Genomic DNA, 17,524 nt, shown 5'->3' on the forward strand with positions numbered 1-17,524 from the left:
AGGGCTCAAACACCAAAGCCCGACCTACCAGATTAGCGGCCGGGCTTCGGTTCAGACGGATCAGTAAATATTGAAAGGGAAGTACTTGGCGTTGATCTTCTCGTAAGTGCCGTCGGCAATGATTTCCGCCAGTGCCTTGTTCAGCTTCTCACGCAGCTCATCGTTGTCCTTGCGCACGGCCATGGCAATCTTGTCGTTGTCGAATACCGGCTCGCCCTTGAATTCGAAGTCCTTGCCGGCGTCGCTCTTGAGCCATTCCCACTGTACGAAGGAGTCGGCGAGGATGCCATCGACGCGGCCCGAGGCCAGGTCCAGATAGGCATTTTCCTGGGTGTCGTAGAGCTTGATTTCGACGACGTCGTCCATGTTGTCTTCCAGCCAGGTGCCGGCGATGGTGGCGCGCTGGGCACCGATGACCTTGCCATCGAGGTAGTCTTCGTCTGTCTTGAAGTCGACCGATTTCGGCGCCACGAACTGCAGTTTGTTGGTGTAGTAATGGTCGGTAAAGTCGACGGCCTGCTTGCGCTCCTCGGTGACGGACATGGAGGCGGCGAGGAAGTCGAACTTGCCGGCGTTCAGCGCAGGGATGATGCCGTCCCAATCGGACGTGACCACTTCGCACTCTACTTCCATCTTGGCACAGAGCGCGTGGGCGATATCCAGATCGAAGCCGACCACTTGGCCGCTGGCATCGATCAGGTTAAAGGGTGGGTAGGCGCCCTCGGTACCGATACGCAGCTTGTCGGCGGCGACGGCATTGGCGCCGATCATAAGGGTGGCGGCGGCGGTCAGCAGAATCTTCTTATAGCTTTTCATGCGGTGTTGCTCCATTAATGATGGCTGGACATGAACTGTTTACAGCGTGCCGATTGGGGGTTGTCGAACACCTGCTCGGGCGTTCCTTGCTCTTCGATCCGGCCCTGGTGAAGAAAAACCACTTCACTGGAAACCTGCTTGGCGAAGTTCATTTCATGAGTGACGAGCAGCATGGTGCGACCCTCGTCGGCCAGTGACCGGATCACTGCAAGCACTTCTTGTACCATTTCCGGGTCGAGCGCCGAGGTCGGCTCGTCGAACAGAATCACCTGCGGCTGCATCGCCAGGGTGCGCGCAATCGCTGCACGTTGTTGCTGACCGCCGGATAGTTGGCTGGGGTAAACATGGCGTTTGTCAGCGATGCCTACCTTGGCCAATAACGCTTCAGCGCTTTCGATGGCTTCGGCCTTGCTCAGGCCAAGCACGCGACGTGGCGCCTCGATGATGTTGTCCAGCACGCTCATGTGCGGCCAGAGATTGAAATTCTGAAACACGAAGCCGAGCTTGCTGCGCATCAGGTTGATCTGCTTGGCGTCCGCGGCAACCAGATCGCCGTCTTTTGCACGCTTCAGGCGCAGTTGTTCGCCAGCGACGAGGATCTCGCCCTCGTTGGGGTTTTCCAGCAGATTGATGCAGCGCAGGAACGTGGATTTTCCGGAGCCGGACGAGCCGAGGATGGAGATCACATCACCGTCGCGCGCTGTCAGCGAGATGCCCTTGAGTACTTCCAGATCGCCGTAGCGCTTGTGCAGGTTGCGGATTTCCAGTGCGGATATGGCCTCAGCCATTGAGCTTCCTCTTCTCGGACCAGGGCGTTGCATGGTCCTTTTCTGTTTAAATTGCGCTCCGGCCAACTGCTCGCCATCCTGGCGAGGCGCAAACCTAGCATGGGCTGGGGCATGCGCCAAGCGTGGCGCCGTTTGCCATGAGACTGACCGACCAGTCACTGCATGATCGAGTGACTTGTCTGCTGCGAAGCGGATCGCCTCTATCTATATAGATGAACTTGCGCTCTTTTGCGTCTTACGGCTCGGGCTTTGGTGCATCGGGTTCGTTGCTGAGCATCTCGTCGTGCTCGTCCATCTTCCAGGGCAGGCTGCCGGGCGAGATATGCAGGAAATGCAGGTATTTCTCGAACTGATCAAGTATGTCGCTGATGATGTCCTGCTGGTCGTAACCATAGACGTCGTAGTGCTGGCCGCCGCGGCGTAGGAATACTTCGGCGCGGTAGTACTGCTCGTTTGTATCCGGATCCTCAGTGAGCACGAAGGACGGCATGGCATAGCCGACCAGGCGGATCTCGTAGATGAAATCGACCTGGTTTTCCTTAATGACCTCCAGGTAGACGCGCAAATTATGCTCATCGGTATGCACCTCGGCCGGCCAGCCTTGTTCGGCCAGCGCGCGCTGCACCCGGCGCATGCCCTTGAGCACATTGGTGGCGATGAAGTTTTCCGCTTCCTCGCGGCTGGGGAAGTTGACCAGTCCGGCCAGGCGCTTTTTCCATAGTCCGGGCCCGGCATTGCTGGCCAGCCGGCTGCCCTGCATGTGGCTTTGCAAGCTGACTTCGTGATGACCTTCGATCACCAGGGCGCGCCACATGCCCAGCGCCGCAATAATCATGACGATGGCGAACGGAAGCGCACTGGTGATTGCCATGGTCTGCAAGGCGCTTAGGCCGCCCGCAACCAGCAGCGCGATGGCGACGAAGCCCGCCGAAGTTGCCCAGAACACCCGTTGCCAGATTGGTGTTTGCGCCACGCCGCCCGCCGCCAGCGAGTCAATTACCAACGCCCCAGAGTCGGCTGAGGTGACGAAGAAAGTGGCGATCAGAACCACGGCGACGAAGGAGGTGATGGAGCTCAGCGGTAGGTGTTCGAAGAGTTTGAACAGTGCGATGGCGTGGTCGCTCTGCACGTCGTTGATCAGTTGGGTGTAGCCCTCGACCATGATCAGATGCAGGGCGGTGTCGCCGAAGATCGAGAACCAGAGGAAGGTAAAGATCGTCGGCACGAACATCACGCCGAAGACGAACTGGCGAATGGTCCGGCCGCGGCTGATCTTCGCGATGAACAGGCCCACGAACGGCGACCATGCGATGGTCCAGCCGAAGATGAACAGCGTCCAATTACCAATCCAGTCGCTGCGGCTGTAGGCCTGCAGGTTGAAGGTGCGCTCGATGATGTTGTTGAGATAGCTGCCGGTGTTCTGCAGAAAGGTTTCAAGAATGAAGATAGTCGGCCCCACGAGGAAAACGAACAGCATCAGCGTGATGGCCAGCGCCATATTCAATAGCGACAGGTTCTTGATGCCCTTGTCCATCCCGGCCACCACCGAGCAGGTCGCAAGCGCCGTAATCGCCACGATGGAAATGACCTGCACCATGGTGCTGATGGGAATCTGCGGCCATAGGTAATTGAGACCAGCATTGATCTGAGTGACCGAAAGGCCGAGGGTAGTGGCGATGCCGAACAGCGTGCCGAGAATTGCGAACACATCCACCACATGCCCGATTGGACCGTGAATGCGCTCGCCGATGATCGGATACAGCGCCGAGCGCATCGACAATGGCAGACCGTGGCGGAACGAAAAATAGGCCAACACCAGGCCGGTCAGGCCGTAAATCGCCCAGATATGGAAGCCCCAGTGGAAAAAGGCGATCTGCATCGCTTGCTTGGCGGCATCCACGGTTTCCGGCGCGCCGGCCGGCGGCGTGGAGAAGTGCAGCACCGGCTCAGCTACGCCGAAGAACAGCAGCGCGATGCCGTAGCCTGCAGAGAACAGCATGGCAAACCAGGCAGGGAAGCTGTACTGCGGCTCGGCGTGATCAGGGCCGAGCTTGATGTTGCCCCATTTGGTGCTCGCGATGCCGACGATAAACACAAGAAAGAAGGCCACCGCCAGCATGTAGAACCAGCCGAACGAGCGGGTGATGAACGCCAGCGTCGAGCTGAACACCTCGCCTGCCAGGTCTGGGTTACTAATCGTGCCGATCACCAGAAGCAGGGTCACTACCACTGCAGGGATGAACACCGGGAAGAGGATGATGGCCTTGGGGAGTTTCTTTTCTGCTTCCATATGTCGTTCTGGGCTCTGGTTGGAGAGAGAGGGACGGAAACGCGCTATGGCTCCGAAAGCGAAACTGCTGTCAGAAGGGTAGACGGTGATTTGCCGGGGAATGCTCACTCGGTAGTCGAATTGGGGACGTATCCGCCTGCGTCAGCTGCGTTCGAAGGTACGTCATGCATCATTCAGACTTGTGGCGGACGAGGTCGATGCCAATCCACTGATTAGCGACGCGTGGAGGCGACAAGGCGGGCAATGAAGCGCAGCCAGCCGGGCCTCCAGCTCAAAGTGAACGACAGGCTGAGTGCGCCCGCGCTGAGGAGCGTCATCCAGAGCAATGAGCCGAATGCACCGCCCTGAGTTTCAAGCAGAAGCGACAAGGCGATCCCCAAAAGCAATGCTGCACCCAGCCGCTTCCGTTTCTGGGTCGGACGATCTGGCGCGGGCGCGTTTGGATCTACCACTTTCATATGTGCCGACTGGCTAAGTGCGAGCAGGGCGAAGGCGAAATAGCAAAGGGCGAAGGCAAGTATCGACGCCAATGGTTCAGGCACCTTGCCGTTCCTCTCGTGGCGCGCCAGCGGTGGCTGGCATTGAGCGATGGGCTCGTTGGATACGGGTCGCCGTTAGCAGGCAAAAGCCGGCGAGCACCAGCAACATCAGGTCCATGCCGGCAACGCCTGAATATTCGGCGGTCAAGCTGCGCAGTGGATGGTCGGCGGTGGTGAGCCAGTTCAGCAATACCGCGCTTACTGCCATCACGGCGGCCATCTGCAGTTGTCTGCGCCATGCATGCGCCGGACATAGCATGGCGTGAGCCAGCGCCAGCAGCCAGCACAGATAGAACGCCCAGCCTTCCAGGGCCGCACGGCGATTTCCGATCACCTCGCTATCCAACGGCAGCAGGCGATTTGCGATAAAGAAAGCCAAGGTCGCAATAACCAGTCCGGCGCTGGCGGCCACGCTCAATGCTTCGACCAGGCGCGCGCCGATCCGGCCCTGACGTTCATGCCTGGCCCGTCGTGAGCCGGTCCAGAACAGCAGGCCGGTTCCGATCAGCACGCAGCCACTCAGGCCGCCAGCGAAGTACAACCAGCGCAGCGTCCAGTGATCGAACTGGATGAAATGCAGGCCCGTCATAAATCGCTGCACACCGGCGACGGGTGCCGTCGAATGTTGGTGCAGCAATGCGCCGGTCGCTCCGTCGAAGGTCAGCCGATCAACGTTCATCGTCACCTCGTTCGCGAAGGACCGACGGATTTCCACCAGCGCGTTGCGATCACCGGGATTCCGAATACGCACGAGGTAGCTCTCGCCGGGGGTGCCGTTGTCCGTCCAGATGGCTTTCGCGCTCGTCAGCATGGTGTCGAGCGACGCGCTGTCGGCGGCCATCCCGGAGGCCGGACGCGAGTAGGTGCCCAGCGCTTCAAGTTGGAATTGCGCCTGACCTTGCGGATAGAGCGCCTGGGTAATCCCCGGAAAATAGATCAGGTAGAAAATGACCAACCCGGACAGGGTGATCACGAAATGAAACGGCAGCACCAGCACACCGGTAAGGTTGTGTAAATCGAGCATGCTGCGCTGCAGCCGCTTGCGCGGGCGAAAGGTGAAAAACTCGGCGAACAGCTTGCGGTGCGCCACCACGCCGGACGTCAATATGACCAACATGCCCATGCCAGCTATGCCTACCAGCCAATAGCCGATGCTGCGCCAGCCGAGGTGCAGGCTGAAATGGAAAGGGAAGATGAACCGGGTTCCGCCCCAGCTGCCCTGATCGGTGATCAACTCGCCGGTATGCGGATTGATATAACGGCGTACGGGTCCCTGTTGCGGGTCCTGATAATCTAATTGCAGGGCCGGTGCGCGCGGCGTCGGCAAAGTGATCGTCCACACTGGCGCGCCGGCAGCGAGTCGCTGAGCATGCGGCAACACGAGGCGGTCGAGCGATAGTTGCTCTGGTGGTGCAGCCAGGCGCGTGCCTGGCTGCATCCAGCGGTCGATCTCTCGATCGAAAACCGACAGCGAACCGGTCCAGAAAATCGCCAGTAGCAAACCGCCGAGCAGTACTCCGGCCCAGGTATGCAGCCAACTCATTGATCGGCGAAAGCCTTGTCCAGGTTCCATTCAGCTCTCGATCAGTAAAGAAGCCAGGTTATGCTGCACTAGCAGACCGATCGCAACGCCAGCGACCAATAATGTCCAGATTCGCCAGACTCGGGGTTCGGAGAAGCTCCATAGCAGCAGCACGAGATAGAGGATGAACCCCAGCAGCGCTGTGAGTATCACCGCTTCGCTGCGTGCCATCCCGCCGAGCACAACTAATAGCTGTGCACCGGCTGAACCCAGTGCCACGGTGCAGGCGTAGCCGCCGCCGATGGCCGCGACGACGCGCAACGCCAGACTGCCTCGCCGTGACCAAGGGTCGCTGGATGTCTGCCTGCGAAGCTTCATCGTGGCTGCGCCCCTATGCTCAGAAACTGACCTGATAGCCGAGCGTGAAGGTGCGCCCGCGACCGTTGAATACTCGCCCGTTCCGGGTGACATCCGCGCCGGTGTTGGCGGCCTGGGAATAGTATGTCAGGTAGTCGCGGTTGAGCAGGTTCTCGATGCCGAGGTTCACTTCACCGACCGGCAGGCGATAGCCAACGAAGGCATCCACTAGGCTGTAGCCATCGAACTCCAGGCCGGGCGTATCGAAGTCACGACTGGCGTAGTGGTTGGCTTGCAGCAGGCTGTGCAGTTTGTCGGTCCAGTTGGCTTGCCAGCTGATGCCATAGCGATCCGGCGAGATGTTCGCGCCGTTGAGGTCGGTGTCGACCTTGCCGTCGCCGTCGGTGTCGGATTGGCCATTGACCTGGGCATATATCAGCTTCAGGCGATGCGCATCGTTGACCTGCCAGCCGCCAGTGAACTCGACGCCGTCGATCTCGGTGCGCTCGCGGCGGATCTGATAGACGCCGCCAACACTGTCTAGACGCGAGCCGAGATCGGCGTCGGATTCGTAATAGCTGATCTCGGCATCGAACGGACCTTTGTTCAGACGGAAGCCGATCTCACGGTTCTCAGTGACGATGGGTTGCAGGTTCAGGAAGTTATCGACGCTGGTATCAGGCGTACCGATGCCGCGCAGCACGCGGCCCACATCAGGCATGCCGAAGCCTTCCGAATAGTTGGCGAACAGCTGTACCCAGTCGGTCATCTGCCAGACTACGCCAGCGTTGTAGAGCGTTTCTTCGAAGGTCGGATTGCCGCCTTCGACGTCAACTCCGCCTAGAGCCGGATTGGTCGAGGCGATGGTGCGAAAGCTGTCTACGTCCAGCTCGGCAAACTCGTGGCGGGCGCCAACAAAGAAGGTCAGCTGTTCAAGGGCACGGATCTCGGCCTGGAGAAAAGGCGCGTAATTGCGGAATACCGTCTCTGGCACCCACTCGCGATCGGTGAGGATCAGTTGCTGGCTGGTGGTGTCCTGCAGCACGTCGAGGCCGCCGGTGAGCCTCAAATGGTTGTCGAACATGCCGTCGCGGCTGAGCGTGAGCTTGCCGCCGTACTTGTCTGACTCGTTCTGCGACTGGTCGAACAGCGCGCCGATCGGAGCGATGTCGGCATCCTGGAAAGTGCCATTGGTACCACCGCCGAAGCGGCCGCGGAAGCGCTGGGTATAGAGCTGCAGCCCCAGTTCGTTGCCATACAGATCGGCGTGCTTGTAAGACAGGCTGGTCGCCAGCACTTCGTTCTGTGGCGCCTTACCCAGCGGGTCGCCCTTGCGCGACGTCGCGGGAATCTCGGCGTCGGCATCACCGGGGACGTTGACGTACTCGTGCTCACCTTCAACCTGGTAACGATTGACCATCAGGCCGATGTTCTGATTGTCATCGAGCCAGTAGCCGAGCTTGAGTAATAAGTCGGTGCTGGTCGAATCCATCACGTCACCCTGGGTGTCGTCGACGCCGATAAGATCGCCGTTGGCATCGTAGAACATGCCCTGGGTCTGCCAGCTGGTGCCGACGAGGTAGTCGAAGTTGCCCTGAGTCCCCTCGGCGCGATAGTCCAGCTTGTAGCCGAGGCCTTCGGACTCATAGTCGGTGGGCGCCGTGAAGCTGACCCCGGCGTGCTGGCGAAGGGTGCCGCTTGCAGGGCGACGAGTAACGTAGTTGATAATTCCGCCAGTGGCGCCAAGGCCATGCTCGGCGCTGGCACCGTGGATCACCTCGATTCGCTCGACCATCGACAGGTCGATGACGTAGCCGTCGCGCTGGCTATCACGCAGTGGAGTGGACTGCGGTACACCATCGATGAGAATTAGCGCCGAGCGTCCACGGAAGGTTTCACCCGCGCTGCTCATCTTCTGCCGGCTCGGCGAATAGGACGGAATCAGGTTGCTCAGCACCGCACCGTGGTCCGAAGTAATCGCCAGCTGCTGCTCGATCTGCTCACGACTGATCACTGTAATCTTTTGCGGTGTCTTGCCTGCCTCGCTACGGGCACGCGTTGCGCTGATGGTTACCGCTTCAAGCTCTGTCGCCTCTTCGGCCAAGGCTGGGGCCGAAGAAAGTGAAAGGGTTGCTAGCGAAATGGATAGGCAGAGACAGGATTTGCGAAACACGTGAGCGCTCCCGATGTTGGTCTTATGTGGAAAACGGGGCGGGAATGTAAACTAAATGAAAATAATTTGCATTGTGTTTAGTTGTTTGGTTGGTGCGCTAACTTGCTCCGTTATTAATCGGAAGGAAGCCAAGATCGGGCTTTCGAAACGGCACATGGGGAGGCATAAGTCGAGCGAGCGGAACAGCACGAGCTGCTCATCGATGCCGGTTGGTGCCGAGATGCTCCCGTTCTCCAGCCCAATCGTGGCGAGTCCGATGAATGCGCTGTCCCTGGGTCTAGTAGGGCTGGAGAGTAGGTGCGGCGGGATGTGGCAGGGCAAGACGTGGCTAAGCGAAGCTCAATGCTTTTCTTGTTATCCATCTTGCTGTTTGCTGTGAGAGGGTTTTGCGAATCGCGCCCGGTCGAACCCCGGAAAGCAAAAAGGCCCACCACTAGGATGAGCCTTTTCGTTCGATATTAGTGGTGCCCAGGGACGGAATCGAACCGCCGACACGGGGATTTTCAATCCCCTGCTCTACCGACTGAGCTACCTGGGCAACGGGGCGCTATTAGACGGATTTGGCTTTTGCCTGTCAAGCGCGGCCGGGAAAATATTTAGCCAGAACGGGCGCTTAGCTTTGCGATCGGATTTTTTCGTTGCTGCGGGCCGCTACGGCGAAGGAACACAGCGCGAGCATGGTTGAGGCCGTACTCGCTTGTAATCGAATCATTCGCTCGGCGGTACGTAGCCTTCGGCTTGGGCGTAATCCTCGCCGGAGAAGAACTTGTCCATTTCCGCCTGCAGGAACTTGCGATCCTCGGTGTTCATCATGTTCAGTCGACGTTCATTGATCAGCATGGTCTGGTGCTTCTGCCAGTCATCCCAGGCCTTCTTCGATACGTTGTTGTAGATATCCTCGCCCTTCGGACCTGGATACGGCGGGCGATCAAGGCCGGGGAGCTCTTCTTTGTACTTACGGCAGTTCACGGTGCGAGTCATGACATTTCTCCTGCGTTCAATTCAGCGGTGGCACGCTTGAGCAGCGTCTTCACTGGGGCGGCAAGGCCCAGTCGCGGCGGGGCGGCGAGGTTATACCAGAGCCAGTCTGCCTCGGCCACGGCGCCGGCCTTGGGCTGAACCCGGATCAGCCAGGGCTCGATGGCTAGTTGGAAGTGGCTGAACGTATGAGTCAGGCCGGGCAATGCCCGACGTTCCTGCAATTGCAGGGCGTGACGCTCGGCGAGCGGGTCGAGTGCGGCCAGATCGTCCAGCTCCGGCAAGCTCCAAAGCCCGCCCCAGAGGCCGGTCGAAGGGCGGCGATAGAGCAGGATGGCACCCTCATGGTTCGCCAGCAAGGGCATCAGGGTGCGCTTCTGCGGCAGCGCCTTGCGGGGTTTGGGTACCGGAAACTCGGTTTCTCGGCCGAGCAGATGCGCACGGCAGCCAGCTTTCAACGGACAGAGCAGGCAGCTTGGTTTGCTGCGGGTGCAGAGCGTCGCGCCGAGATCCATCATCGCCTGGGTATAGTGGTTGACCCGATCTTGCGGGGTAAAGCGCTCGGCCACGTCCCAGAGCTGTTTGGCGACTTTTGGTTCGCCCGGGTAGCCATCCTGCGCGACGTAGCGGGCCAGCACGCGCTTGATGTTGCCGTCGAGTATCGGCGCGCGCAGACCCATGCTCAGGCTGGCGATCGCGCCGGCCGTGGAGCGGCCAATACCGGGCAGCTCGGCCAACTGATTGACGCACTTCGGAAACTCGCCGCCATGCTCGGCAACGATCAGCTTGGCTGTCTTGTGCAAATTGCGCGCGCGGCTGTAGTAGCCGAGTCCGGTCCACAGGTGCAACACTTCGTCCTCGGCCGCGCTGGCCAATGCTTCGACCGTAGGTAGAGCGTCCATGAAACGATCGAAATAACCCAGCACAGTGCCGACCTGAGTCTGCTGCAGCATGATCTCCGATACCCAGACCCGGTACGGCGTGATGCCTTGCTGCCAAGGCAGATCCTTGCGGCCGTGGCGGTCGTACCAGTCGAGAACGGCCGCGCCGAACTGCTCGGCACTCATTGGCTCGGGACTCATCGGTTGAACAGGCCCTTTAGTGCATCTTTCAGCTCCGGGCTGACCTTGTCGCCAAGCTTTTCTTCGATTGTCTCGTTGAGCTTTTCCCCGGCAAGCCTCGCGGCGATCTTGCCGAGGCCGTCATTGTCGAAGCGGCAGGCCTTGGCGCCCAGTTCCAGCGGTCCGCGGCAGCGCAGCGGCCATTCGATACCGATATAACGCTCATTTACTTCGCAGGCCGGGTCAGGCATCGCGCCCTTGTCGCCTTCGATGACGATGCCGATGCGGTAATCCATGCCCAGTACGCGTAGGTCGACATCGCCGTTGCCGTTCACTGTCAGACCGGGAATGCTCGCCTTGAGGTCGGGATTGCTAGCCACGCCGTTGCGCAGAGTGAGGTTGCCTTTCAGCTCGCGGAAAGGCGTGTCTTTGCTGCGCGGCTCGCTGGTAAGCGGCTTGCGGTTGAGCGTGGCGATGGCGCGGCAGAGTTGCTGTTCGAGGTTGGCGTCGACGAGGATGCCGTTGTCGATGATGAAGCCGATCTTGCCGTTGAGGTTGTCGATCCAGGCTTTCTGGCTGTTGCCCTGGGTGCGAATGTCGCTGTCCAGATTAAGCAGACCCTTGACCACTACCTTCTCGCCCTGGCTTTCGAGCAAGCGCTCGACCGGGACGTGTGCGAGGCGCGTCTGTGCGGTTATCAGGGGTACCGCGGGCCTTACATCGAGGCTGGCCGAGGCTTCCATCTGGCCGTTGTAGATACCGCCGCGCATTTCTTCCAGCGTTAGCAGGCCGCCGGCGGTTCGGGCTCTTAATACGAAGCCGTCGAGCGGCAGTTTCATTGCGGTGAGGCTGCCGACGTCCAGATTGATTTGCGTGTCGAGGCTGCGCAGCGCTCCGATCGGCAATACCGAGGCCTCGCTCCATGCCTGCTGGGTGGGCTTGTCCGGTAAAGGTGTGGTGCCAGTGCCAACTACGGCTGCTTCGGTGGCGTCTACCTCGCTCTGGCGTGCCGCGCCGGCCGAGTCGTCTGCACTTGGCGGCGGCAGATAACGGTCGAGATTAAGTCGATCGCCTTTGAGATCAACCCGCAGTGCCTGCTTGGCAAAATCGCTGATGCCGATCTGGCCGGTAAAGGTGCTGTCGTCCAGCTTCAGGTTGAGCTCTTCGAGCGTCAGGCTGGTCGATGTGCCGGCCAGACGGGTGACCAGCTCGGCTTTGCTCAGCGCGTTAGTGTCGGCCATTGCTGGGAGCTGCTGGCCGATGCTGTCGAGGAAGGCGCGCAGGTTGAGCTCGGCGATCGACAGGGTGCCGGTGATCTTTGGCTGGTCCTGCAGGTCGCGTGCCTTCAGCTCGCCTAGACCTCGCAGCTGGTTGGCGGTGAACTTGAGGCTGGTCCATTCGGCAATGTCTGCCGCCAGGTCGACCAGCAACTGCCCTTGGGCGCTGAAGGATAGCGTCTTGCCCTGCAGTGGCTCGCCGGAGGCCTCGCCACTCAGTCGCAGATTTTCGAGCTGATAGCGCTGTAGTTTGTTATCGAAGCGCAGTGCGCCCTGTAATTCGGTGCGCGCACGCATCACCGGTTTGTTGCTGCCGAAGAATGCGTTGAGCTTGACCGGAATCGATGTAGCTTCGCGAATCGCGCCGGTTGTCAGCTCGATGCCTTCAGCGCTGAATTGCTGGCCGCTCTGCGCGTCGTGGTAGGCCATCCGTGCATCGCTGACGGTCAAGCTGTCAATGTCGAGCCGCAGCGGGCGGCTGGTTCTGTCCGGTTTTTGATCCTCGGTAGGGGGCTCGGTCTGCTCCGCTGGCGGTGTCTCGCCGGGCTGTTCTTCGCTGGCGGCCGGCTGGCCTACTCCTTCCCAGTTGCCTTTGCCGTTTTCGTCGCGTGCCAGGGTCAGATTGAGGCCGTTGAGTGTAATGTCGCTCATCTGCACTTCGCGGCTGAACAGCGGCAGCACCCGCACCGAGAGGCCGAGCATGCGCAAGTCGGCGAACGGTTGCTGCGGCGTGCGCACGCTGGCCAGAGTGGTCTCGTGCAGTTCCAGGCCGAGCCAGGGGAAAAGACTCCAGCCGATGTCCCCGCCAATATCCAGTTCAAGTCCGGCCTTGTCGCGGGCAAGCGCACGGATTTCGTCCTTGTAGTCGTTGGGGTCGAACAGATGCGTCAGGGCGAAGCCTAGTGCGACGATGAGGAGCAGCAACCCGAGGATTACCAGGCCCAAAGTCTTGCCGAGCGCTTTCATGGACAGGTCCTTTGTGTTTGGCGTTCAAAAGCAGCGAGTATAGCGCCGCGAGCCATGGCTTACGTCGCAGCTGCCGTTTGAGTGGCGCCTGTGGCTGTGGTTCCTGCGAGTGGCCGATGCGCTCTAGAAAGTCCACTAGGCGTCGCTACGCAGTGATCGATAGCTACAGATGATCCAACGGCAAATGCATCCGCGCCGCCAGTGCCTGGGCTTCGAGCTGTTCCGGCGGCGCCGCCAGATGCAGCATCTTGCCGGCTTCACCTGCCAGGCGTCGGCTTTCCTCAAGGATGCGTTTGCCCACACCACGGCGGCGTGTGATCTTGCGTACGCACAGGTGTGACAGGCGCCAATGCTGCTCGCCGCGCTGCAGCAGGGCCGCGCCGAGCAGGCGATCGTTGAAGCGACCGGCGATCAGGATGCCATCGGTCAATGCTGCCTCGATCAGCGCTGTGGCATCCGCATAAGGTGCCAGCAACCAGGTAGGCGCGTCGGCGAAAATCTTCGCCAGATCGATGCGATCCTGCTGGCTGGGCTCGGTGAGGGTTTCGACGAATACGGGCATGCTGACCTGGTGCTCTATGTGGTTGCCGGCAAGCATAACCGTGCCGACCTGCAAGCGCACGACACCCCGGCGCTTCGATCCCTCCGGCTGGACGCTGCAAGGCATCGAGCCGCCAGGCGCGTATCCCCGCTGGAGGGTTTGCGCCTATAATGCCGCTCTTTTTTAGCCCCACGATCAGCGGAGCTGTCGATGTCCGAACGTACGGCGTGCGTAGAGCGCAATACTCTGGAAACCCAGGTCAAGGCCACTATTAATCTCGATGGCAGTGGCAAGGCCCGCTTTGCCATTGGTGTGCCTTTTCTCGAGCACATGCTCGATCAGATCGCCCGTCATGGCCTGATCGATCTGGATATCGAGTGCAAGGGCGATCTGCATATCGATGACCACCACACCGTTGAGGACGTCGGCATCACCCTCGGCCAGGCCTTCGCCAAGGCAGTCGGCGACAAGAAAGGCATGACCCGTTACGGGCATTCCTATGTACCGCTGGACGAAGCGCTGTCGCGTGTGGTGATCGATTTCTCCGGGCGTCCGGGCCTGCAGATGCATGTTCCCTACACTCGTGCGACCGTCGGTGGGTTCGATGTCGATCTGTTCCAGGAATTCTTTCAGGGCTTCGTCAACCATGCCCTGGTTACCCTGCACATCGACAATCTGCGCGGGCACAACACCCATCACCAGATCGAAACGGTATTCAAGGCCTTCGGCCGCGCGTTGCGCATGGCGGTGACGCTGGATGAGCGCATGGCGGGGCAAATGCCATCGACCAAGGGTTGCCTGTAATGCAGACCGTCGCTGTCATCGATTACGGCATGGGCAACCTGCACTCGGTTGGCAAGGCGCTCGAGCACGTCGGCGCCGGCCGGGTGCTGATCACCAGCGATGCGCAGGTCATCCGCGAGGCTGACCGCGTGGTCTTTCCCGGCGTCGGTGCGATCCGCGATTGCATGGCCGAAATCCGTCGCCTGGGTTTCGACGAGCTGGTGCGGGAAGTCAGCGTCGACCGTCCCTTCCTCGGCATCTGCGTGGGTATGCAGGCCCTGATGGAGCGCAGCGAGGAGAACGGCGGTGTCGATTGCATCGGGCTGTTTCCTGGCCAGGTGCGCTTCTTCGGCAAAGACTTGGAAGAAGATGGCGAGCGCCTCAAGGTCCCGCACATGGGCTGGAACGAGATGGAGCAGGCGATCAGCCACCCGCTGTGGCACAACATCCCAGCCGATGGCCGCTTTTACTTCGTGCATAGCTATTACATCGAGGCGGGCAACCCACGCCAAGTAGTCGGTCGTGGCCGTTATGGTAAGGACTTCGCGGCGGCACTGGCTGACGGCTCGCGCTTTGCCGTGCAGTTCCATCCCGAGAAAAGCCACACCCACGGCCTGCAGCTGCTGCAGAATTTTGCCGCCTGGGATGGCCGTTGGTAATGAGCCGGGCGAAGCTCAAGGCACCGGTCCTGACGCTGGATTCCGCTCAGGAGCAAGCTGCGCAGCAGATCATAAAGCGCTTTCTGGAAGACCGTTTCGAGCTGGAGCTTGGCTCCTTCGAGGCGCAGGAAGTGCTTGATCTATTCGCGCGGGAAATCGCTCCGCTGTATTACAACAAGGCGATTTTTGATGTGCAGACGCACCTGAAAGAGCGGTTCGAAAGCATCGAAAGCGACTTATGGGCGCTCGAAAAGAGCTGACCTTAACCGATACCGATTTGAACAGGTTCAAGCCATGCTGATTATTCCCGCGATCGATCTCAAGGATGGCGCCTGCGTGCGTCTGCGTCAGGGTCTGATGGATGACGCCACCGTGTTTTCCGATGATCCGGTGGCGATGGCCGCCAAGTGGGTCGAGGCCGGCTGCCGCCGCCTGCACCTGGTCGACCTCAATGGCGCCTTCGAGGGCCAGCCAGTCAATGGCGAGGTAGTCACGGCGATCGCCAAGCGCTACCCGAACCTGCCGATCCAGATCGGCGGCGGCATTCGCTCGCTGGAAACCATCGAGCATTACGTCCGCGCTGGCGTCAGTTACGTGATCATCGGCACCAAGGCGGTCAAGCAGCCGGAGTTCGTCGGCGAGGCCTGCCGTGCCTTCCCGGGCAAAGTCATCGTTGGCCTGGATGCTAAAGACGGCTTCGTCGCTACCGACGGCTGGGCCGAGGTCAGCAGCGTGCAGGCTGTCGATCTGGCTAAGCGCTTCGAGGCCGATGGCGTCTCGGCGATCGTTTACACCGACATCGCCAAGGACGGCATGATGCAGGGCTGCAATGTCGAGGCCACCGTGGCGCTGGCCAAAGCCAGTCGAATCCCGGTGATCGCCTCCGGAGGCATTCACAACATCGGCGATATCCAGAAACTGCTGGATACCAATACCCCCGGCATCATCGGCGCCATCACCGGCCGTGCGATCTACGAAGGCACGCTGGATGTGGCCGAGGCGCAGGCGCTATGTGATCTGAAGTTCAAGGACGAATAAACGTAGGGTGGGCGTAGCCCACCGTAATCGATGCATTCTTTGGTGGGTTGCACCCACCCTACGGGAAATCCGCTATGGCTTTGGCAAAACGCATCATTCCCTGCCTCGACGTGGACAACGGTCGCGTGGTGAAGGGCGTCCAGTTCGAGAACATCCGCGACGCCGGTGACCCGGTGGAGATCGCCCGGCGCTACGACGAGCAGGGCGCCGACGAGATCACCTTTCTCGATATCACCGCCAGCGTCGACAACCGCGACACCACGTTGCACACAGTCGAGCGCATGGCCAGCCAAGTGTTCATTCCGCTGACCGTCGGCGGTGGCGTGCGCAGCGTGCAGGACATTCGCAACCTGCTCAATGCCGGTGCTGACAAGGTATCGATCAATACCGCCGCGGTGTTTACACCGGAATTCGTCGGCGAGGCTGCCGAGCGTTTCGGTTCGCAGTGCATCGTCGTCGCCATCGATGCCAAGCGGGTCTCCAAGCCGGGCGAAGTGCCGCGCTGGGAAATCTTCACTCATGGCGGGCGCAAACCCACCGGGTTGGATGCGGTGCTCTGGGCGCAGAAGATGGAAGCATTGGGTGCGGGCGAAATCCTGCTGACCAGCATGGATCAGGACGGAGTGAAAAGTGGTTACGACCTTGGCGTGACCCGCGCCATTAGCGAAGCCGTGCATATTCCGGTGATCGCCTCCGGCGGTGTCGGCAACCTCCAACATTTGGCCGACGGCGTCATCGAAGGCAAGGCCGATGCGGTTTTGGCGGCAAGCATTTTCCATTTTGGCGAATACACCGTGCCGGAAGCCAAGGCCTATATGGCCAGCTGCGGCATCGTGATGCGTTGAGCCTGCCCCTTTGGCTGGTTAGAAATCTTTCACGATGCTCGGCTGTAGCGATGCCGGCGTTGCGGCCAGCCAATGTAGAAAAGCTGCAGAGCAGCGGCGCCAGCTCTGGGCAACGGGTGATCCAGCGTCTGCGCCGCCGCTATCTTTGAAGGGGGCCGTCAGCGGTAGATACCGCCAGCGCCGTGAGCGACCATTGCCCGATTGCCCCGCGTGGCGATCATCTGACCGATGTCCACCCAGTCGATTCCCGCATCTTGCAAACGCGGCAGCTCGCGCTCCAGAACCGCAAGCGTGCTGGTGTGAGGATGCCCAATGATCACCACTGAGCCCTGTTTGCGCGCCAGCTCCAAGGCCGCTTGGAACTGCGCGGCAATGGCGGCGGGGCTGGGGTCGTCATCGAGAAAGATGTCGCGGGACAGACTGGCCAATCCGATGCGTTGCGCGACGGCCGCCGCGACCGTCCTGGTACCGGTGCGGCTGTCGAGAAAGAACAGGTGGCGCTGCTGTAACTCAGCCATCAGCGATGTCATGGGCAGCTGCCGATCGGTCATCTGGCTGCCCATGTGATTGTTTACGCCGCTTGCATGGGGGACCTTCGATAGTGCGCGGTCCAGACGGCGCGCCAGCTCCCCTGGCTGCAGTTGAGGCTGCCAGGCGTAGGGACCGTCGGCGGGAGCCATCGGGAGATGCAGCATGACAGTCTTGCCCGCCGCGTTGGCTCGTTCAGCCAATGAGGTGGCGTAGCGGGTATCCGGCAGAATCGCCATGGCCACCGGGCCAGGCAATGCCAGAACCCGTCCGTCTCGGGTGGGGTTCTGGCCTAAGTCGTCGATCACCAAGGCCAGCTTCGGCATTCTCGATACTGCAGCCAGATGTTCCGTTTCAGTGTGT

At 60.4% G+C, this 17,524-nt stretch carries 17 protein-coding genes and 1 tRNA gene; 5 read left to right on the forward strand and 13 right to left on the reverse strand.

Annotated features, from left to right (window positions below; all coding sequences use genetic code 11):
* Positions 1 to 60: 60 nt before the first annotated feature.
* The 12 genes from D7241_RS12395 to panM form a co-directional block, all read right to left on the reverse strand.
* Positions 61 to 816, reverse strand: coding sequence for an ABC transporter substrate-binding protein (locus tag D7241_RS12395; protein ID WP_408101779.1), 756 nt, complete (start codon positions 814 to 816; stop codon positions 61 to 63).
* Positions 817 to 830: 14 nt separating this feature from the next.
* Complete coding sequence (locus tag D7241_RS12400; RefSeq protein ID WP_408101780.1) at positions 831 to 1,604, reverse strand: ABC transporter ATP-binding protein; 774 nt, start codon at positions 1,602 to 1,604, stop codon at positions 831 to 833.
* A 235-nt stretch (positions 1,605 to 1,839) separates the two neighbouring features.
* The gene (locus tag D7241_RS12405) at positions 1,840 to 3,894 is read right to left on the reverse strand and encodes a BCCT family transporter (protein WP_408101781.1); all 2,055 of its coding nucleotides are present in this window, start codon (positions 3,892 to 3,894) and stop codon (positions 1,840 to 1,842) included.
* Between the two features lie 212 nt (positions 3,895 to 4,106).
* On the reverse strand, positions 4,107 to 4,424 hold the full coding sequence (locus tag D7241_RS12410) for a DUF3325 domain-containing protein (protein WP_408101782.1): 318 nt from the start codon (positions 4,422 to 4,424) through the stop codon (positions 4,107 to 4,109).
* A gap of 4 nt (positions 4,425 to 4,428) precedes the next feature.
* Entirely contained in the window at positions 4,429 to 6,006 is a 1,578-nt protein-coding gene (locus tag D7241_RS12415; RefSeq protein WP_408101783.1) for a PepSY-associated TM helix domain-containing protein, read from the reverse strand.
* Positions 6,007 to 6,333 (reverse strand): hypothetical protein, encoded by a 327-nt coding sequence (locus D7241_RS12420; RefSeq protein ID WP_408101784.1) that lies wholly within the window; start codon positions 6,331 to 6,333, stop codon positions 6,007 to 6,009.
* A 19-nt stretch (positions 6,334 to 6,352) separates the two neighbouring features.
* A complete protein-coding gene (locus D7241_RS12425; protein WP_408101785.1) occupies positions 6,353 to 8,485 on the reverse strand; it encodes a TonB-dependent receptor in 2,133 nt (710 codons plus the stop codon).
* A 462-nt stretch (positions 8,486 to 8,947) separates the two neighbouring features.
* A tRNA-Phe gene (locus D7241_RS12430) sits at positions 8,948 to 9,023 on the reverse strand.
* Between the two features lie 170 nt (positions 9,024 to 9,193).
* The gene (locus D7241_RS12435) at positions 9,194 to 9,466 is read right to left on the reverse strand and encodes an oxidative damage protection protein (protein ID WP_255978098.1); all 273 of its coding nucleotides are present in this window, start codon (positions 9,464 to 9,466) and stop codon (positions 9,194 to 9,196) included.
* The gene (gene mutY / locus D7241_RS12440) at positions 9,463 to 10,530 is read right to left on the reverse strand and encodes an A/G-specific adenine glycosylase (protein ID WP_408102327.1); all 1,068 of its coding nucleotides are present in this window, start codon (positions 10,528 to 10,530) and stop codon (positions 9,463 to 9,465) included. Before mutY ends, D7241_RS12435 begins: the two co-directional genes overlap by 4 nt.
* 11 nt (positions 10,531 to 10,541) lie before the next feature.
* Positions 10,542 to 12,767 (reverse strand): AsmA family protein, encoded by a 2,226-nt coding sequence (locus tag D7241_RS12445; RefSeq protein ID WP_408101786.1) that lies wholly within the window; start codon positions 12,765 to 12,767, stop codon positions 10,542 to 10,544.
* Between the two features lie 163 nt (positions 12,768 to 12,930).
* A complete protein-coding gene (gene panM, locus D7241_RS12450; RefSeq protein WP_408102328.1) occupies positions 12,931 to 13,329 on the reverse strand; it encodes an aspartate 1-decarboxylase autocleavage activator PanM in 399 nt (132 codons plus the stop codon).
* A 189-nt stretch (positions 13,330 to 13,518) separates the two neighbouring features.
* On the opposite strand from panM, the gene hisB reads away from it, so the two are divergent.
* The 5 genes from hisB to hisF all read left to right on the forward strand — a co-directional run bounded on the left by hisB (position 13,519) and on the right by hisF (position 16,633).
* Positions 13,519 to 14,112: an imidazoleglycerol-phosphate dehydratase HisB gene (gene hisB, locus D7241_RS12455; protein ID WP_255978090.1), complete on the forward strand. Its 594-nt coding sequence runs from the start codon at positions 13,519 to 13,521 to the stop codon at positions 14,110 to 14,112.
* Positions 14,112 to 14,750, forward strand: a complete 639-nt coding sequence (gene hisH, locus D7241_RS12460) for an imidazole glycerol phosphate synthase subunit HisH (RefSeq protein ID WP_408101787.1) — start codon at positions 14,112 to 14,114, stop codon at positions 14,748 to 14,750. The genes hisB and hisH overlap by 1 nt, the downstream gene beginning before the upstream one ends.
* The gene (locus tag D7241_RS12465; RefSeq protein ID WP_025243529.1) at positions 14,750 to 15,010 is read left to right on the forward strand and encodes a DUF2164 domain-containing protein; all 261 of its coding nucleotides are present in this window, start codon (positions 14,750 to 14,752) and stop codon (positions 15,008 to 15,010) included. Before hisH ends, D7241_RS12465 begins: the two co-directional genes overlap by 1 nt.
* Before the next feature lie 34 nt (positions 15,011 to 15,044).
* Positions 15,045 to 15,788 (forward strand): 1-(5-phosphoribosyl)-5-[(5-phosphoribosylamino)methylideneamino]imidazole-4-carboxamide isomerase, encoded by a 744-nt coding sequence (gene hisA, locus D7241_RS12470; protein WP_255978086.1) that lies wholly within the window; start codon positions 15,045 to 15,047, stop codon positions 15,786 to 15,788.
* A 74-nt stretch (positions 15,789 to 15,862) separates the two neighbouring features.
* Positions 15,863 to 16,633 (forward strand): imidazole glycerol phosphate synthase subunit HisF, encoded by a 771-nt coding sequence (gene hisF, locus D7241_RS12475; protein WP_255978084.1) that lies wholly within the window; start codon positions 15,863 to 15,865, stop codon positions 16,631 to 16,633.
* A gap of 158 nt (positions 16,634 to 16,791) precedes the next feature.
* Here hisF and D7241_RS12480 read toward each other — a convergent pair whose 3' ends face one another.
* A complete protein-coding gene (locus tag D7241_RS12480) occupies positions 16,792 to 17,487 on the reverse strand; it encodes a divergent polysaccharide deacetylase family protein (protein WP_408101788.1) in 696 nt (231 codons plus the stop codon).
* Positions 17,488 to 17,524: the final 37 nt, after the last annotated feature.

The organism is Stutzerimonas sp. VN223-3, from assembly GCF_045999685.1.
In the GTDB taxonomy this organism is placed as follows: Bacteria; Pseudomonadota; Gammaproteobacteria; order Pseudomonadales; family Pseudomonadaceae; genus Stutzerimonas; species Stutzerimonas stutzeri_AR.

Excerpts from the sequence above, each read along its gene's own strand:
- D7241_RS12405 (WP_408101781.1), bottom strand. The coding sequence starts at position 3,894 with ATGGAAGCAGAAAAGAAACTCCCCAAGGCCATCATCCTCTTCCCGGTG.
- D7241_RS12465 (WP_025243529.1), top strand. The coding sequence starts at position 14,750 with ATGAGCCGGGCGAAGCTCAAGGCACCGGTCCTGACGCTGGATTCCGCT.
- D7241_RS12435 (WP_255978098.1), bottom strand. The coding sequence starts at position 9,466 with ATGACTCGCACCGTGAACTGCCGTAAGTACAAAGAAGAGCTCCCCGGC.
- D7241_RS12415 (WP_408101783.1), bottom strand. The coding sequence starts at position 6,006 with ATGGAACCTGGACAAGGCTTTCGCCGATCAATGAGTTGGCTGCATACC.
- hisB (WP_255978090.1), top strand. The coding sequence starts at position 13,519 with ATGTCCGAACGTACGGCGTGCGTAGAGCGCAATACTCTGGAAACCCAG.
- hisF (WP_255978084.1), top strand. The coding sequence starts at position 15,863 with ATGGCTTTGGCAAAACGCATCATTCCCTGCCTCGACGTGGACAACGGT.
- D7241_RS12400 (WP_408101780.1), bottom strand. The coding sequence starts at position 1,604 with ATGGCTGAGGCCATATCCGCACTGGAAATCCGCAACCTGCACAAGCGC.
- D7241_RS12420 (WP_408101784.1), bottom strand. The coding sequence starts at position 6,333 with ATGAAGCTTCGCAGGCAGACATCCAGCGACCCTTGGTCACGGCGAGGC.
- D7241_RS12480 (WP_408101788.1), bottom strand. The coding sequence starts at position 17,487 with ATGCCGAAGCTGGCCTTGGTGATCGACGACTTAGGCCAGAACCCCACC.
- mutY (WP_408102327.1), bottom strand. The coding sequence starts at position 10,530 with ATGAGTGCCGAGCAGTTCGGCGCGGCCGTTCTCGACTGGTACGACCGC.
- hisH (WP_408101787.1), top strand. The coding sequence starts at position 14,112 with ATGCAGACCGTCGCTGTCATCGATTACGGCATGGGCAACCTGCACTCG.
- D7241_RS12395 (WP_408101779.1), bottom strand. The coding sequence starts at position 816 with ATGAAAAGCTATAAGAAGATTCTGCTGACCGCCGCCGCCACCCTTATG.
- panM (WP_408102328.1), bottom strand. The coding sequence starts at position 13,329 with ATGCCCGTATTCGTCGAAACCCTCACCGAGCCCAGCCAGCAGGATCGC.
- D7241_RS12445 (WP_408101786.1), bottom strand. The coding sequence starts at position 12,767 with ATGAAAGCGCTCGGCAAGACTTTGGGCCTGGTAATCCTCGGGTTGCTG.
- hisA (WP_255978086.1), top strand. The coding sequence starts at position 15,045 with ATGCTGATTATTCCCGCGATCGATCTCAAGGATGGCGCCTGCGTGCGT.